General features: G+C 39.5%; 17 protein-coding genes, 1 tRNA gene and 1 riboswitch. Of the genes, 1 reads left to right on the top strand and 17 read right to left on the bottom strand.

What is annotated here, in order from left to right; translation table 11 throughout:
- Positions 1–375: 375 nt before the first annotated feature.
- The 7 genes from G7084_RS02525 to mreB form a co-directional block, all read right to left on the bottom strand.
- The gene (locus tag G7084_RS02525; protein WP_166009766.1) at positions 376–1,083 is read right to left on the bottom strand and encodes an FGGY family carbohydrate kinase; all 708 of its coding nucleotides are present in this window, start codon (positions 1,081–1,083) and stop codon (positions 376–378) included.
- A gap of 25 nt (positions 1,084–1,108) precedes the next feature.
- A complete protein-coding gene (locus tag G7084_RS02520) occupies positions 1,109–1,831 on the bottom strand; it encodes a DUF4811 domain-containing protein (protein WP_166009764.1) in 723 nt (240 codons plus the stop codon).
- Between the two features lie 117 nt (positions 1,832–1,948).
- Positions 1,949–2,020, bottom strand: a tRNA-Glu gene (locus tag G7084_RS02515).
- A gap of 87 nt (positions 2,021–2,107) precedes the next feature.
- Positions 2,108–2,905: a pyrroline-5-carboxylate reductase family protein gene (locus tag G7084_RS02510; RefSeq protein WP_166009762.1), complete on the bottom strand. Its 798-nt coding sequence runs from the start codon at positions 2,903–2,905 to the stop codon at positions 2,108–2,110.
- Positions 2,905–4,098: an FtsW/RodA/SpoVE family cell cycle protein gene (locus tag G7084_RS02505; RefSeq protein WP_166009760.1), complete on the bottom strand. Its 1,194-nt coding sequence runs from the start codon at positions 4,096–4,098 to the stop codon at positions 2,905–2,907. The genes G7084_RS02510 and G7084_RS02505 overlap by 1 nt, the downstream gene beginning before the upstream one ends.
- Before the next feature lie 67 nt (positions 4,099–4,165).
- Positions 4,166–4,378 carry a DUF2969 domain-containing protein gene (locus tag G7084_RS02500; RefSeq protein ID WP_166009758.1) on the bottom strand — a complete coding sequence of 71 codons (213 nt, stop codon included), beginning with the start codon at positions 4,376–4,378 and terminating at the stop codon, positions 4,166–4,168.
- A 48-nt stretch (positions 4,379–4,426) separates the two neighbouring features.
- Complete coding sequence (gene mreB / locus G7084_RS02495; protein WP_166009756.1) at positions 4,427–5,407, bottom strand: rod shape-determining protein; 981 nt, start codon at positions 5,405–5,407, stop codon at positions 4,427–4,429.
- Positions 5,408–5,687: 280 nt separating this feature from the next.
- On the opposite strand from mreB, the gene G7084_RS02490 reads away from it, so the two are divergent.
- On the top strand, positions 5,688–7,055 hold the full coding sequence (locus G7084_RS02490) for a UDP-N-acetylmuramoyl-tripeptide--D-alanyl-D-alanine ligase (RefSeq protein WP_166009753.1): 1,368 nt from the start codon (positions 5,688–5,690) through the stop codon (positions 7,053–7,055).
- Between the two features lie 120 nt (positions 7,056–7,175).
- Here the strand turns inward: G7084_RS02490 and G7084_RS02485 are convergent, their stop codons facing one another.
- From G7084_RS02485 to thiM, 10 genes are all read right to left on the bottom strand, one after another.
- Positions 7,176–8,381 carry an MBL fold metallo-hydrolase gene (locus tag G7084_RS02485; RefSeq protein WP_166009751.1) on the bottom strand — a complete coding sequence of 402 codons (1,206 nt, stop codon included), beginning with the start codon at positions 8,379–8,381 and terminating at the stop codon, positions 7,176–7,178.
- Positions 8,382–9,665 (bottom strand): ABC transporter substrate-binding protein, encoded by a 1,284-nt coding sequence (locus G7084_RS02480; RefSeq protein WP_166009749.1) that lies wholly within the window; start codon positions 9,663–9,665, stop codon positions 8,382–8,384.
- A gap of 191 nt (positions 9,666–9,856) precedes the next feature.
- Positions 9,857–10,678 carry a carbohydrate ABC transporter permease gene (locus tag G7084_RS02475; protein ID WP_166009747.1) on the bottom strand — a complete coding sequence of 274 codons (822 nt, stop codon included), beginning with the start codon at positions 10,676–10,678 and terminating at the stop codon, positions 9,857–9,859.
- Positions 10,679–10,687: 9 nt separating this feature from the next.
- Entirely contained in the window at positions 10,688–11,584 is an 897-nt protein-coding gene (locus G7084_RS02470) for a carbohydrate ABC transporter permease (RefSeq protein WP_166009745.1), read from the bottom strand.
- Positions 11,577–12,641 (bottom strand): ABC transporter ATP-binding protein, encoded by a 1,065-nt coding sequence (locus G7084_RS02465; RefSeq protein WP_166009743.1) that lies wholly within the window; start codon positions 12,639–12,641, stop codon positions 11,577–11,579. The genes G7084_RS02470 and G7084_RS02465 overlap by 8 nt, the downstream gene beginning before the upstream one ends.
- A 53-nt stretch (positions 12,642–12,694) precedes the next feature.
- Positions 12,695–14,269, bottom strand: coding sequence for a bifunctional metallophosphatase/5'-nucleotidase (locus tag G7084_RS02460; RefSeq protein WP_166009741.1), 1,575 nt, complete (start codon positions 14,267–14,269; stop codon positions 12,695–12,697).
- 299 nt (positions 14,270–14,568) lie between these two features.
- Entirely contained in the window at positions 14,569–15,198 is a 630-nt protein-coding gene (locus G7084_RS02455; protein ID WP_166009739.1) for a TenA family protein, read from the bottom strand.
- A 63-nt stretch (positions 15,199–15,261) separates the two neighbouring features.
- A complete protein-coding gene (locus G7084_RS02450) occupies positions 15,262–15,834 on the bottom strand; it encodes a thiamine phosphate synthase (protein ID WP_246163843.1) in 573 nt (190 codons plus the stop codon).
- Positions 15,831–16,631: a bifunctional hydroxymethylpyrimidine kinase/phosphomethylpyrimidine kinase gene (gene thiD / locus G7084_RS02445; RefSeq protein WP_166009737.1), complete on the bottom strand. Its 801-nt coding sequence runs from the start codon at positions 16,629–16,631 to the stop codon at positions 15,831–15,833. Before thiD ends, G7084_RS02450 begins: the two co-directional genes overlap by 4 nt.
- Positions 16,628–17,407: a hydroxyethylthiazole kinase gene (thiM, locus tag G7084_RS02440; protein ID WP_166009735.1), complete on the bottom strand. Its 780-nt coding sequence runs from the start codon at positions 17,405–17,407 to the stop codon at positions 16,628–16,630. Before thiM ends, thiD begins: the two co-directional genes overlap by 4 nt.
- 105 nt (positions 17,408–17,512) lie before the next feature.
- A riboswitch (TPP riboswitch) is annotated at positions 17,513–17,607 on the bottom strand.
- Positions 17,608–17,659 lie beyond the last annotated feature (52 nt).

Below are 17,659 nucleotides of genomic sequence, written 5' to 3'. Positions count from 1 at the left end.
TCCCATATTTAACGTGTCTTAAGCATACCAAATTCAATTCATTGTGCAAATAAAATCCCCATCCAAAACACAAGCTAATCCAATGCGATACAAAAAAAGCACTGCTCACTAAATGAGTGTGTGCTTTCTGATAAGGTGTCCCCACCTTATTTCACCATAATAAGTTTAGTTGATCCACCACGACAACTAAACTTTTTTCCATCTGGTCAAGCCATCACACTTGACCATTCTCCCACTAAATTCGAGGCCTTCAACCCTCGAATTTAGTCATTACCGGACAACAGGGCATCGCACCCTTTTGAATTCAATCAAACAGTCCTAGGTTCCTTAACTCCTTGACTAGTTGCATCCCCGGTAACAATTATATTATACGCTCTACCACTTAATTTTGGTATCTTTATTCAAACCTAGCAGACGACTAAATTCAGGTAAAATTTGATCTTCAAATCCATCTACATTCACTACATCTGGCAACATACCTTCTGTTAACCCAACCAATGCTAAGGCTTGTGAATCCCATTGGGCATGTCCCAAGTCGTATAGTCCTGTTCGTGCCGCTAAATGAGGCATAATTTGGTTTTTGCCTGTAAATAGGTAATGGAGATATTCTTGAAAACTAGCAAAATAAGCTAATTGTTCATATTGATCCGCATGTTCATTTTTAAACCATAAAGCCGCCAACAATGGAGTATTCAAAGAAAATTCAGCTCCAGCTTTACGTTCTAATTGACCCGCAATTCCATTCAGGCGCATGGCTTTTAAATAACCTTTAAATTGCGGCTGCAACTCAGCACGGTAATTTCCTGCTTGTAAAGTCTGCCCATTGGCATCTAGGAACGCCCAGCCGTCAATATTATCATGTAACTGAATTTTGGTGATCTCAGAACGTTCTGGTAAGTGGTTCGTAATCCGCACTACAAATGCTTGAAAAAATCGTCCCATTGCTTTTAGATCCATGATTTGGAGCTGTTCATCCCACGAATGTTGATAGAATTCGTTGACCTCGTGCTGATTACCATTTTCATCTTCGATAATTCCCACGATTTGCTCACCGGTCATTCGGATTTCTAACGTATATTTCATCTCGGTACACTCCCGTTAAGCCGTCCTATTTCAAATGCCAGTCATTTAACATATTATTAACATCATTCGCTAATTTTTGATTAATATCACTCGTTACTGATTGCACGATTTCATCTTGAGTCTTTTTTTGTGCATCCTTATCATTTAAATAGTCTGGATTCTTTTTAACTTCCGCTTGAACAGCTTCAGTAACGTTTTCTTTAATCTTATCTTCTAAGCCAGAGTTGGAAGCTTTAATCTTATCTTGAATTTCTTGATCTTGTTCATTTGAGATAATGTACCAATTTTCAGGTAAGACAAATGTATATTTAACATCTGGTTCTGTAGTCGTTGGCAAACCAATCAACATAAATTTCGCAAAGAAACTCTTGGCCTGATAGTTACTAATATGCTCTTTTACTTCTGCGGTCTTTCCCTTCACAACATGCGTCGTTCCAGTTTTGGGTGTAATACGATAATTTTTGTTATCCCACTTGTAGTGATATTCAAACTTAGAATTTTTTGCCTTAGTTGTCACGATAAATGAATTATCACCAACTTTCGTTTTAGCATCCATTTTAATCGTTTTATTCAATACTTGATGTTCCATAAACCAATGATTACTAGGGGCCATTGAAATTCCAACCGCACTACCGATCATTAAAATGGCTCCAATGATGATTAGGCTCCACCGTACAATCTTATGCCGGAAATATGTAATTCCAGCTAGTCCTAATAAGACAACTCCAATAAATAGTAAAATTAACATTTTTAACCTCTCAATGTGTGGATACAATCTTTTAATACAATAATACCATATTATGAATCAATACATAATTTGTATAAAAAAACGACACCTTTATTTACAAGATGTCGTTTTAAATAATAGCTCATCAGGGAGTCGAACCCTGGATGCCGGTGTGAAAAACCGGAGTCTTAACCGCTTGACCAATGAGCCATAATTACTTGTTGTCGCTTAACAACAAATAATATAATACCAAGAATTAGAATGCTTGGCAAGTCTTTTTTGAAAATAAATTTAAATTTATTCAAATTCAGCATTTTTTTGCATGGTGGCGTGAATCACATTCGTCACTAAGCCATTCAAATTACCCGCTTGCATTACTTCCCAACCGGCCGCGGTTGATCCACCTGGTGTCATCACCAACTGAGCCAAATCAAGGGCCTTTAAATCATCTTGTCTCATTTTATCAACAGTACCACGGAAAGTTTGTACGCTTAGCTTGGCTGCCATTTCTTCATCTAAACCGGCCGCTTTACCAGCTTCGGTCAGCGCTTGGATAAATCCAGCGACAAAAGCGGGACCAGAACCAGCTAGAGCACTTACTGCTCCAAACTCAGCTTCGGGCATTTCATCCACCCGTCCCAGTTCTGCCAAAAGTGCAAAGACTGCACCTTTTTCTTCCGCTGTAATTTGTGATCCAGCATACATCGCGGTATAACCTTGTCCTACCGCCACGTTAACATTGGGTAGGGCACGAACAATCTTAGCTTGGCGACCCAATGCTTCTTCAAGCATCGAAACTGAGATCCCACCCAAGACGGAAACCACAATTTTATGAGGCATCGCCGCCAGAATGGGCTTGAGCTCATCAGCAATCGCCGTCAAAGCGGTGGGTGGTGTTGCTAAGACCAACATATCACTCACTAAGGCCGCCTCACTAATACTCTGGAATGGCTCCACTTGCCAAGCTTGCGTCTGTTCTGGTAATTGATGGCGAACGTAAGCGCCTTGCGTCACCTGATTAGCATCTAACTTTGACCAGCCCTGCATCATAGCTTGAGCCATATTTCCAGCACCAATAAATCCAATTTTAAACATTATGCGAAGCCCTCCCTTTCTGATAAGGTGTACTTTTGATTATGAAAGCTCATTGACATGATCAAACCAATTCCAATCATGTTTCCAACTAATGCGGAACCTCCTTGGGAAATAAAGGGTAGGGGGATTCCAGTTAACGGTACTAATCCAATACTCATTCCAATATTTTCGAAAATATGGAACACTAACATCATGATAATTCCTGCTCCAATATAAGCATAGAATTGATTTGAAGTCTCCATCACAACTTGAAAAATTCGATAGATCAAAAGGAAATATAATAACAAAACAATTAACGAACCTACAAAACCAGCATTTTCACCAATCACTGAAAAGATCATATCTGATTCACGAACGGGCACATTCACGTGTGAGACATTAAAACCCGTTCCCGTTAATCCACCAGATCCAATCGCCGTCATCGAATGCCATAATTGATAGGCCGAGTTAGAAGTATCCCCCTGCGGCTTCAGCCATGCATCAATACGCGCAAATTGATATGCTTGAAAGCCAAATTTACCTAAAATATGCCGACCGACATCTGATGCTACCAATGCAATGGCTCCACCACCTAAAACAGCACCCGCTCCTATCACAGTACCTAAAATACGCCATGAAATTCCCGAGACAAGCGTCATTCCAAAAATAATTGCTAAAAAGACTAGCATCGTTCCAAAGTCATGTTGCAACAAGACAAGAATGATAATGGGTAAACTCCACATAACAATTTTACGTAAAAGCAACAAGTCATTTGCTAAAGTATGTTCACTATATTCCAGATTGTGCACTGCAATGACGCGGGCCAGCATTAAAACGAAGGCTGGCTTCATTACTTCGGACGGTTGAAACGTTAGCGGTCCTAAGGCAAACCAAGATTTACCTCCAGTTGTCATAGCATACGAGCGACTATAGAATATTAGCACTGCCACCATTAAAAAGACCCCAACGGCAAAGATATATGGCGAGATCCGCCATAATCTTTCAGAATCAAATTGCATGATGAAAATGACTGCACAGATCCCCAAAATGTACCAAATTCCTTGCATAACCATCATCCGCATTGGATTGGCTCCACTTGAGTCATGAACGACCGCTACATAAATCGATGCTAACCCAATAAGCGCCAGCATCAACACCACAAAAATAATGCCCCAGTCTACTTCACCCTTACCGCCTAAAATTCGTTTAAACATTTTCTTTTACCTCTTATTTATCTTCATCCAGCATATAGCACTTAACTTAAGTTAAGCACAATTTAGTTTAGTGATGAAGATTATATTCAGCAATTAAAACTTCCACGCCCTCATCAAATGATTTAACAATTTGTTTATGATTTGGTCCAATTTGAACTTGAATTTGTTGACCACTTTCATCAATTTGTCCAAGGGTATTTTTATTAATTTTAACTTCACTGATTTGATCCGTGATCGCCTTAATTTCGACATCAATTGCCTTATTTTTACGATTTGACATATTGTTCCCCTTCTTTCATTTTAAATATATTAAAAAAAGCATATTACTTTAATTATCGTGCATATGTTCCAAAAGCTCACCAGCTCCACGGGCCACATTATCCAGTGGATGATCCGCAATAAAGACCGGTACTCCTAGTTCAGAAGAGATTAATTTATCCATATTACGCAATAATGCGCCACCACCTGTCAAAACGACCCCACGATCAATTACATCGGCCGCTAATTCTGGTTGAATTTCAGCTAAAACATCATGAGCGGCTTTAACAATTTGTTGTAATGAATCATGCAAAGCTAATTCCACTTCATTTGAATTAATTTCAACCGATTTAGGCATTCCATCATAAATGTCACGGCCTCGAATAATCATAGTCTCTGGTTCTTCAGATTGAAGGGCATTTCCTAATTTAATTTTAATTTGTTCTGCCGTTCGTTCTCCAACCTGTAACCCATGCTTCCGTTTGGCAAAGCTGGTAATTTCATTATTGAATTTGTCACCCGCGACGCGAATTGATCGGGCTGAAACAATATCTCCTAATGATAGGACTGCAATGTCAGAAGTTCCACCTCCCATATCAATCACCATTGAAGAAATTGGTGAAAAAATATCCAATCCAGCTCCAATTGCTGCCACTTTAGGTTCATATTCCAAATAAACTTTAGCGCCTCCAACTTTTTCAGCCGCTTGCATAATCGCCTTTTTTTCAATCTCAGTGATATTTGTCGGCGCAGCTACCATAATATTAGGTCGTGACATTACACCTTTCACGTTCAACTTTTTAATAAAGTAGGCCAGCATTGCTTCTGTCATATCAAAGTCTGAAATTACTCCATCCTTTAAAGGACGCACAGCACGAATATTACCCGGAGTTCGACCAACCATCTGGTAAGCCTCGGTTCCCACTGCTAAGACTTTATCCGTTTTCATATCGACAGCCACAACGGATGGCTCATTTAAAACAATGCCCTCACCCTCGACAAAAATCAATACATTTGCAGTCCCTAAATCGATTCCAATTTCTTTAGCCATCCCTTTTTTACCTCTTCATTTAAAATATATCAATTTTTTGCTGATTAATTCCTATTATAGCAGAATTTACCCGAGTTTTTAGAATCGATCAAAAAGAAACTCGGTAATTCTTCTAAATTGATCCGGAATTTTATTCTTTTAAATTGATTTATTAAATCTAACCCCCTATCCCATTAATCAACTCAAACCGAATCATTTTGATTCATTTTTATAACTCTATTTATCTCAATCGGTTTTTGATAAAATAAAATTAACAAAAATTGCAGTAGGAGATAATTTTATGGAATACTCGTTGGAAAAAATCGCCCAAATCGTCGGTGGTGATTTATCTAATCCCCAGAACAGTCAGATCACCGATGTCACCTTTGACGGTCGAACCGCCAAGCCAGGTACGCTCTTCATTCCTATCACATGGGGAAATGATGGACATAATTTTATTCAAGGTGCCATTGATAATGGTGCTACTGCTACCTTATGGGCCGAAGATCACCTCGAAACGAAACCCCAAGACTTTCCAGTAATTTTGGTAAAAGATACACTAAAGGCGTTTCAACAATTAGCCCAAGCTTATCTTAAATCCGTTGCACCAAAAGTAATCGCCGTTTCCGGTTCCAATGGCAAAACCACCACCAAAGACTTTATTGCCGCCATCGCTAGTACCACTTTTCAAACGGTTAAAACGCCTAAAAATTTCAACAATGAACTAGGGGTGCCGCTAACGATTTTAGGCATGCCATCTGATACTGAAGTTTTGGTCATCGAATTGGGGATGGATCATCCCCATGACTTAGATGTCCTTTCCAAATTAGTAAATCCAGATATTGCCATACTGACGATGATTGGTGAGGCACATATTGAATTCTTTAAAACCCGTGCACGCATTGCTGATGGTAAAATGGAAATTGTTAACGGTTTGAACCAAAATGGGACTTTAGTTTATAACGGAGACGAACCGCTCCTGATTGAACGCGCCACGCACCAAAGCTACCAAACCAAAACCTTTGGATTAAGTGAACAAAATGACCTCTTTGCTTCAGAAATCAGCTTGAACGCGCAGCACGCACATTTTAAAACCAACCAATTTTCTGAACAATTCCAGATCCCATTAACTGGTAATTACAATGTTAGTAACGCGCTAGCTGCGATTAGTGTGGGACAATTGCTAAAAATTCCAGTCCCTTCAATGCAAACTGCCCTCCAAAAAACGATGATTACGGAAAATCGTACTGAATGGTTAACCGGTAATTTTGACGGTCAAATTCTTAGTGATGTTTATAATTCCAACCCAACGGCCGTTCGGGAAGTCTTGAAAAGTTTTGCATCGATTCAAAAAACTGGAAAAAAAATCATCGTACTTGGTGATATGCTCGAATTAGGTGCGGCCGGTCCTAAATTACATGCTGAGCTTGCACCAGATATAATTGCTGCCAAACCAGATGCAGTTTACCTGGTTGGTCCAATAATGCAAAACTTAGCAAAAGCTATTTTACAACAAGCGCCAGATATGCACCTGCAAACCTTCTCAGAAGCGGACATGAACCAACTTATTTTAGATTTGCAAAACCAACTCAACCCACATGATCAAATACTGCTCAAAGCTTCCCACGGACTGCACTTAGAACGAATTGTAACCGCCCTAACGGATTAATACTCTCAAAAACTAAACGACCAGGACCATTTTTATCAATGTCCTGGTTTTTTCATTGTAAACAAAAAAGATCGATAGTTGGTTTCCCCACCATCGACCTTGCTAGATCAAATCTTAGAGCTATTCAAAATTCAACGTTTCGTTTTTTTCAGGTTGTTTTACCGTTAACCCGACTTTTCGTAACTGATCAGCCATTAAACTCGACTTAAAAGTATGCCATGGAACCGTTACTTTAGCATTGACGAGGTGTGCAATTTTAGTTAGATCAGTACGCGTGGCATGTCCACTAGCGCCTAATTCAATTAATGTACCCTGCTGTTCCTGTAAAAAATGTTCCATTTGTGAAAACCGTTCATCATAGCGTCCCAGTGGTTCACCGTTCATATGCAAATAAATAAACGGAGCTCTCAACTGGCTCAATTGTGCGAGGTTATGAAAACGATTTTGTACCACAAACCGTTGCGGAGTTTCTTTGATCATTTGCCAACTAATATCGCTACCTAAAACGAGCCCCGCAAAACTATCCAATTTTTTTAAAATCTGAGCATATTCAGGTTCCCAGACCATTTGTCGACCAGCAGCTTGGGCTGAATTGTACAACGCAACTAGTCGACGTACGTTCCGTTCATACGGATTTATAACAATTAATTGATCGGTTTGCAACATCTTTTGTTGAAATTGCTGTTGAAGTTGCATCTCAGTATTTCGTTGCAAATTTTGTGACTTGGGAAAACTAAATTCCGTTCCCTCCATCAAAAGTAAATCCACCGTTTCATTTTGCAAAGCGTGCACCCAGTGAGTGACCAAATCCGCCTGATCTCCGTCCCAACGAACATCGCCACTATGGACAAAGAGATGTGTCCCATCTGAAATTTTAAACATCATAGCGCCTTGAATATCATGATCTGTCACATATCCCGTCACTGTAAAGGGACCAAAGCTCATTGCCACTTCAGACTCCAAAACCTTAATATTGGCCACGGTCGGCTTTTCCCAACCCAATGTTAATAAAACTTGATATAAATCATAACTAGCTTGGCTCATATAAACTAAGGTATTTTGCTTTAAATAGCTTAAAGCCCCCATATGATCAATATGTAGATGCGAAATAAAAACAAAAGTTTTCAATTCATCTGCTTGTTGATCCGTAAATAAGGTTGGTAATTTCGGGAAGTATCCGATCGCATACCCATCGGCATTAGCTTGCTGCTCCGGATTAAAATTAATTCCTAAATCCATCACCAATCGCGTGGTTCCATTAACAAATGACACCACATTTCCACCAATTGTATCGAGGCCATTTAAAAATTGGACCGTTGTTTGCATTTATTTAGCTTCCTTCACGATTTTTTGCGTTTGTTGCTTCAAAGTCTTCAAGGCGTCCTTCGCTGGAGTTTGCTTCGTAATCATTTGGTCGACCGCTGCTAACAATTGATTACGATATTCTTGAAAACCAGTAAAGGCTGGATCAGAAAAGCCATACTTTAAGGAATTTGAACCGGCTTGCGCCATCGGATTAGCTTGCAAATACTTCTTGTAATCCTTAGAAGCGGCCCCCTTCTTAGTTACAGGTAAATATCCTGTAGCTTTAGCCCATTTCACCGTTTCTTTATCAGACATGACATATTTCATAAAGGCAAAGGCCCCGGCCGCTTGTTTTTTATTGGCTTGAGAAGTCAAAACGAGATTATTGCCAGCAAACTGGGTTGCTGTTTTACCTTGATAAGAAGGGACTACCGCTGTACCCCACTCCATGCCATCAGGAGCGGCTTGCTTGGTAGCCGCAATTCCGGCAGAAGAGGTAAAACTCAAAGCCGTTTTACCATTGACAAAGTTATTGGTACCATACATATCAGAACCAGCAGACTTGGCATAACCTTGTTGTAACAGTTGATTTAACATATCAGCCGCCTTAACCGCTTTGGGGTCGTCAATGTGAATCTTGCCTTTAGCATCCACTCCTTCGACACCAACTGCGTGCATTAACCCATTTAACTCCATATCATAAGACTTATCAAAGCCAACGGTTGCAATGCCATCTTTGGCTAATGTAGGTGCCATAGCTTGAATATCATCCCAAGTTTTAGGCACACTCAAATTATATTGATCTAATAAAGTTTTATTGTAAAGCATGATTCGGACCGAAGCTGAAAACGGCATCGCATAATAATGCCCTTTATATTTAGTTTGTGCTAAGAAGCCTGGATAAATATTTTTCAAATCTTTTTTACTCCAGCCTTGTTTCCCTTTGACCTGTTGATCTAAATTTTTGACAATTCCATTTTTGGCATAATCCGGAACTTGGGTATAGGTCGCTTGTGCCACCGTTGGTAAAGTTTTTGACTTAGCTGCCGCCATCACCTTCTGATTTAAAGTCGTGTAGTCCCCTTGACCGGTGATTTCAACTTTATAGTCCTTTTGTGAAGCATTAAAATCTGCGACTTCATCCTTTAAAGCATCATTATAAACACCATTCATAGCATGCCAAACTGTAATTTTGGTTGGTTTTTTAGCGGCGCTGACAACATTAGTCAGACTGACCGAAATTCCTGCGAAGGTCATCACCATGACTGCCGATGAGACTGCTAATTTTTTGAATGTTTGATTCATGACTAACCAGATCCTTTCAAAATTCCAAGAAAACGATAAATATTGCTACTCCTCCCTAGCCGATTCAAATCAACTAGGCTGCTGTGGTCATAGTCTGATCGGGCCCTTAATCAGATTAAGCCTTTATCAGCAGTCATTAAAAATATAATTCCATATTCCTAATGACCACTCATAAAAGTGATCTGTGCAAACTAACCTTTTAAGCCATTATTACTAATACCAATTACAACGTATTTATTGAAGCACACATATAAGAGTGCCATCGGTAAAATCACAAAGGTTGAAGCCGCCATTAGTTCCGGATAATTCACCCCTGAATCTGTTGAAAACGCTTGTAATCCAACTGGTAATGTTCTGAGATTTTCGGTATTGGTCACAATTAATGGCCACATAAATGAATTCCACGAACCAATCATTTGAAGGAGCAAGATGGCTGTGATCGATGATTTTGCATTTGGCACTAAAATTTGCCATAAAAAAAGCCAATCTGATGCGCCGTCTAAACGCGCTGCAAAATAAAGTTGTTCTGGAATCATATTGAAACTTTGCCGCAGGGTAAAGACGGCAAAGAAACTCCCTAACCATGGAATAATCAACGCTCCATAAGTATTGATGAGTTTCATTTGGGATAAGGTCACAAAATTTGGAATAATTAGTATCTCAATGGGCACCATCATTGTCATTAGTAAAAGACCAAAGAGCACTTTTTTACCACTAAAATTCAATTTAGAAAAGGCAAAGGCAGCTAAAATCGCCGTAAAAATTTGGCCCACCGTTGTCGCTAAGGCCACAATCACGGAATTAATTAAATATTGCAGAAATGGGGCGGCTTGCCAGGCATGACTCCAATTTTGCCAAATCAATTTTTTAGGCCACCACGTAATGGGAGTTTGTAGGCTTTCAAAACCCGTTTTAAAAGCCGTTGTGATCATCCAATAAAAGGGTAGTAGCATCGAAAACGCCCCAATACTTAAAACTAAATAAATGAATATTTTATTCACCGATATTTTCATCTTATCCTCCTAGTAATGGACATGACGTTTACTGATCGAAAATTGGATGAGGGTCACCAATAAGATAATCAAGAATAAGATAACGCCCGCAGCGGCAGCTTGACCATATTGATTTTGTTCATAAAAAGCCCGATACAGATAATATACCAATGTTATTCCTGCATTCGCTGGTCCCGGTTGTCCGCCAAATAATGCATATACTTCATCAAAAACTTTAAATGCAGCAATCACCGCATTAACAGTTACTAGTAAAGTCATGGGTGAAATCATGGGGATGGTAATATAGCACCATTGCTGCCACGGCTTAGCTCCATCTAATTTAGCTGCATTATACAAACGTTGGTCCACATTATTTAATGCCACTAAAAATAGCATTATGTTAAAGCCTAATCCTTTCCAAATGGCTAAAATAATTAAAGCCAATAATGCAAAATGTGGATCGTTTAACCAATCAATCGGTTGAATTCCCAACCAGCCTAGCCCGTGATTAAGTAGGCCCGCATCTTTATTGTAGATCCAACGCCAAACCATTGCGATTGCTACCACGGAAGTCACAAAGGGAAGAAAGTAGATGGTTCTAAACCACCCTGCTAACCAAGTAATCTGATTCAACAATGTCGCGATTAGTAAAGATAATCCGATTTCCAAAGGAACGACACCTAAGACAAAAATAAATGTGTTTTTTAAAGCTAATTGGAAATTAGGATCCAGGAACAAATCCATGAAATTACCCCAACCAGTCGCTAAAACTTCATTCGTAAAGAAATTATATTCTGTAAAAAAACTCATGGTAAAGCTAGCGATAATCGGATAAATTCCAAATACCAACACAATCAGCAACATGGGTAAAACATATAACCAACCTTTAATGGTCTCACGCCAAGTTGGTCTACCAATCTTAAGCATGTTGAACCTCCCTACTTTGTTCAGCATAGATTCTTCGACCTTTAGCATCAAAGCCATAGATTTGATCAATTGGAACATAACCCATTGTTTTTCCCAATTTTTGATGTTCTGATTCCATTTGATTGGCAATTACCTGATAACCGTTTAATTGCAAGTCGATGCGTTGTTCTTGACCAAAATACTGAATTTGATTAATCTCAATCGGGATTTGAATATGCGGTTGAGCCATCGGTTTTAGTGAAAATGCTTCAGCTCGAATCCCCAACCGTTCAATTTGTGCGGCCCCAGTCCCAAAAATTCCGCCTACTGCAGTGCGCAGCGCCTGAACCGGAATCACATTTAACCGTGGTTCTCCAATAAATTCGGCGACAAATTGATTTATCGGATTGGTATATAACGTCTGTGTGGCGCCAAATTGTTGAACAATCCCTTCATTTAAGACCATAATTTGATCAGCCACATGTAGTGCTTCATTTTGGTCATGCGTTACAAAAATCGTGGTCACGCCAGTTGCAATCTGAATCCTGCGAATTTCTTCACGCATCTCTACTCGTAAGCGTGCATCTAAATTCGATAGTGGTTCATCTAATAAAAGTAAAGTTGGTTCTTTCGCTAATGCTCGGGCAATTGCTACTCGTTGCTGCTGCCCTCCAGATAACGCGGCTAGTTTTTGATTGATTTGAGGCATAACACGTACTAATTTTGCTAGTGCCAATGCTTTTTCTTGTCTAATTTTTTTAGGGATTTTCGCCATTTTCATCGGAAAAATAATATTATCTAGAACGGTTAAATGAGGATATAATGCATAATTTTGAAAGACCATCCCCACTCCCCGTTTTAGTGCATCCTGTTTAGTTACATTTTCACTACCAAAAAAAATTTCACCTTGACTGGGTTGCAATAAGCCGGAAATCAAATTAAGAGTCGTTGATTTACCACCTCCTGATGGTCCTAATAGAGCAATCAATTTCCCTGATGGAATGACAAAATCCATATCATGCAAAATTTCATTTTTTTGATCATACGATAATGTTACATGTTTAAAACTAACTTCCACAATCTTTTCCCGCCCTTTCGTTACCTTTGGAAATAAATTACGCTTATATCAATTTATCCGTCTGGTTTAGAACTTAATTTTTGATAACCAATCACTTTAATATTATGTGGCGGATTGATTTCAAGATCAGGATACGCTTCTAAATAGTCTGCCATTAAATCAGTGATCTCGACAGGAACTTCACGTACAATCTTATTAGCTTGATACATTTTAAAATTACCCGCCCCGTTAGCTCGATAGCTATTCAAAGCGACTTCATAGTGACGCTCTAGTTGCAGGGGGCGTCCCTGAAAAAATACGTCTTTGACACGTTGATTCATCGGTTGACGCATATCGATGGTATATTCTATTCCACTCCAAAGATCATAATTATAGTGTTGCACCTTGGGCCGCATAAAGTGGTGATTTACACCCAACTCTAAGGCACGATTTAGTTGAAAATAACGGGCACTCACTTCAATTGCATCAACAATTTCTTGCCCTGTTAAACTCTCAACTACCACGATATTCGGATAAAGGTAGTTGGTCATAATATCCCGTCTAGTCACACAGTTAGGTAAGCCCCGCACTTCATTATTAAAAATAGCTGTGTTCGCAATTTGCGTCTTCCCAAACTTCATTTGAACTTGATTCACGAACGCAACAAAAGGATGACTTTCAATTCGGGCTAGATGATGATTAATAATTTTCATATTCAATCCCACTCGCCCAATTGGTTGATCCAACCATTGGTTAATTTTGGATTGTAAAGGTTGAATTTGAGTCAAAATACGTGGCTCTTCCGGAAAGGATTTAGTTGCGATTAACCGTGCACGACTAGTTTGCAACTGCCCTGCATTCAAAGTAAAATCCATCACACCTATGGCTTCTCCACGATAGCCCGGTTGGGTGGCAACGAGACCATTAATTTGCTGGGCAATTAAACGGTGTTGATGTCCTGTGACAAGTGCATCAACACCTGATAGTTGGCTGAGTTCATAACCTTGATTCTCCCCTGTAACATGTCCTAGGGCCTCACCCGTTTCCAAATCACGTTCAAATCCACCGTGATAAGCCAAAATTAAGAGATCCACTTGAGGCTGTACAATTTTAATATATTTTTGGGCAATTAACACTGGATCCTCAAAAATTAGACCTTGTATATTTTTAAGCGGTTCCCAATTTGGAATAAATTTGGTTGTCAACCCAATAACACCCACTTTAACCTTACCTTTGCTAAAAATCTGATAAGGCTGTCCAATAAACGGTTTTTGGGTCGCTTGATCAATAATATTGGCATTTAAAACATTATTTGCTTGGAGAGCACGTTCCAAATAATCACGACCATAGTTAAATTCATGATTACCGATTATTCGAACATCGTAACGTGCTAATTTAGCTAAATCATCATAGAGCGGCAAAAATTGTGGTTCTTTCTTTTCAAGGTAATTTGTTAAAGGGGAACCTTGAATAAAATCACCATTATCAATTCGAATTATTAAATCATTTATACCTAACTGATCTGCTTCTTTTTGCATGGCTTCAACTGCTCGTGTTAAACCAAACCCATGATTTTTTAATGGTCGTCTAAAGTCATCGGCATTAAAATAACCATGTATATCAGAGGTTGATAGAATTTTTACTTGCATACCTTTCCTCCATTCCTTTGTAATTAACATTCAATCTATCTATTAGCTTACTAATAAATCACGAACTTTTCAACGTTGTTTTGTTAAAAATACGCTATTTTACAACCTAATCACGAATATTAAACGGTTAAATGTATTTAAATACAGTTTTTTGCTAAATAAATTAAATTTAAATTGGAAGATTAAACCGAATTCCACTAAAATATAATTTTTGGTCTGTTTTTGACGATCCAGCTAAAATAATTAAAAAAGTAATAAAAAAATCCAGTCGTAGCGAACTGGATTTTAATTAAATTAGCTTAATTATCTTTAGTCATTGGAACGGCTTGCCAAAAATTAATTTCATCTTCGTATGCTTGCTGATAAATTTTCGTCCACGCTGCCAATTGTTCAACCGAAAGAACGCCAATATCTGGAACCAAGGTATTCAGAGTCTGCCATAGCCAATGGGTTGTTGCCATATAATCTTGACTGGTATAGTAATTAAACCAATCTTGAAATGGTAGCGCGGCTTGCTCGGAAAACTCACGTGCCAACAAATGGTAGGACTCTGTACAGGGTAACAACGCTAAAATTCCGGCAACGGGATCTGACTGACTAACTGCAACTTCAATATGCTTTAAGTAGGTTAAATTGTGGTCTCCCACTGAAATATTTGACAAATCCTCATCTGGTTTTAAAGCTTGATGGGCCTCTGCTTCCAAACCATTGCCATGGGGTTGTTGCGCTTGGAGCGTTTGAGGTAGTTTTTGAGTCACCGTCTGAAAAAAAGCATCAAATTTATCTACATAAAAATGATCTTGTGCGACATAATAGTTGCGAGCATTTTGTGATAAGGTTCCATTAATTAACGCTTGAACAAAAGCAGTGCCAGCAATCGTTTGTCGTTTTGCTTTTGATTTTGATAATAAATACTGATTAAATTTCATACCACGCTCCTTTGATCGCTTCAATGGTTAATTTAGGCGTTGTCGCCTGCGTTAGGAGTGAAATTACTGCCACGCCATCCAAAGCAAGTTGGGCCAATGCTGGTACAACTTGCTCGGTAATCCCCCAATGGCTACAATCGGTAGTTTATTCTCCATTAGCAACGTTTTTAATTTGGTGAGCCCAATGGCTGGTGCGGCATCAACTTTGGATTGTGTCGCAAAAATTGGCCCAATCCCCAAATAATCTGCTCCGCTCTTTTGAGCAGCTTGCAATTCTGTTGCATTTGAGACTGACAGACCGATCAACATCGATGTCGTCTGTGGGAGTGCTAGGGCCGCTTGAACTTGATCACTCTGCCCCACATGCAACCCATCAGCATGAATTAATTGAGCAAGCTCTATATCATCATTAATAATAAACAGTATTTGCCACTTTTTAGCCGCTTTTTGTAATATTTGGACGACCTCCAAACGTTCCGTAGCGCTCTGATAATGGAAACCCTTATCTCGGAATTGATACGCTGTTATTCCTGCCTGCATTAAAACGATAATTTTTTCTGTGAATTCAACTAACGTTAAGCCAGGATAGTCTTGTGGCCCTGCAACTAAATAACATCGTAATTGTGATTTTTTCATTTTTCCCCCGTCACCCAATGATTTAACGGACCATGTCCATGCCCCACTCGAATGGTTTCTTGAATCGCTTGATTCATAAACATTTTTGCTCGGGGCATAATCACAGCCAAATCTTCATCCCGTGCTAATCCAGCTACGATAAACGCTGCCAACGTATCCCCGGTTCCGTGAGTCCGATTTGTTGCGATACGTGGCGCTTCATACCAAGTCATCGTTCCATCTGCAAATAACATTAAGTCTCGCACCAGCGTGCCGGCTTGATGACCGCCTTTAACTAATACATTTTGGGCTCCCAAATTTTGTAAATCCTTTGCTGCCCGCTCCATCTCTTGATCACTCTTTATTTCACGTTCTAAGAGAACTTCCGCTTCAGCTAGGTTAGGAGTGATAACTTCGGCTAGTGGGATTAGTTCGTACTTAACTAATTCGATTGCCGCTGTTTCCAACAATGGTACTCCACCCTTTGCCACCATCACGGGATCAACAACTAAATGTTTAACCGGAAATTGATGAAGCCCATCAATGACAGCTTGAACGCGAATTTGATCAAAGAGGGCACCCGTTTTAGCCGCGGTAATATCCAAATCCGTAAAAATTGATTTGAACTGTGCCAAAATGATATCCGCCTGAGTTGGTTCAATTGCCTGAACCCCTTGTGTATTTTGTGCGGTAATTCCTGTGACAACTGTCGCAGCATAGACTCTTTGATTATGAAAAGTTTTTAAATCGGCATTAATTCCAGCACCGCCACTCGAGTCAATTCCCGCGATGGTCACTACTTGTGGTATCTCAATCATCCTTGCTTCACCTCACTGATCTGTTGCATCTTTGTCCATGTCATTTTATATAATTGATCCATTAAGACCGGCATCAGTTGCCCTGGTTGATGCTCAACCTGATCACTTGCTAATGTACCAGCTGTCGCCATCAGCATGGTCGCCGTCAACCCTGCTTGAACATAATCTTGGGTGACTGCAGCAAAGCAACCAACAAGACCACTCAATAGATCACCCGCTCCGACATTCACCGCCAATAAAGGATTATCATTCTCCACCAACCAAGTTTTTTCACCATCCGTAATCACATCAACAACCCCCGTTTGAATAATCACGGCGCCCGTTAATTGCGCTGCGCGTTGCGGAATATTTATCTGCAACGATGCCTGTGTATCGGCATCAATCCCTTGACCTTGACCTTTTGATTCGGCAAACCAAGCTATTTCAGCCGCATTACCTCGAATTATGTCAAATTTTACTGCTACCCTTAATCGTTGAATAAATGAACTCCGATAAGGCATCGCTACCGCTACTGGATCTAAAATGACTGGCTTCCCAGCTCGATTCGCCATTTGTCCCATTAAAATAACCATTGGTAAGTCTTTTTCCTGTAAAGTACCAATATTAATCACGACTGCCTGCGCAATTTCAACCAATTCTGGAACTTCTAGCACTTCTTGCGTCATCAACGGTGAGGCCCCAATCATACTAATTCCATCGGCCACGTGTTGCTGCGTCACAGTATTAGCATAGTTTAAAATCAATGGTTTTTGCTGTTTAACTGCTTCCAATAACATTACATCTCCTCCACTTTAAGAAAATTAATTGATCTCATTAATAATTAAAAAACTCAATTAATTTGCCACGTCGCCGTCACAAATTAATTGAGTTTTATTTTATTCTCAGTTAATATGTCACTTCCCTCCGCAAGTCTTAACTTAATCAGGTTCAAAGGGTCCGGTTAACCGTCTCAGCAAATGCTCCCCTAGTGAATAAAATATTTAATTATAGTCTTATTCTAGCACGCTCCGCATAAATGTTCAATTTAT

The sequence above is a fragment of the Weissella coleopterorum genome (assembly GCF_011304355.1).
Taxonomy (GTDB): domain Bacteria; phylum Bacillota; class Bacilli; order Lactobacillales; family Lactobacillaceae; genus Weissella; species Weissella coleopterorum.
This window is presented reverse-complemented; position numbering and strand designations above follow the sequence as displayed.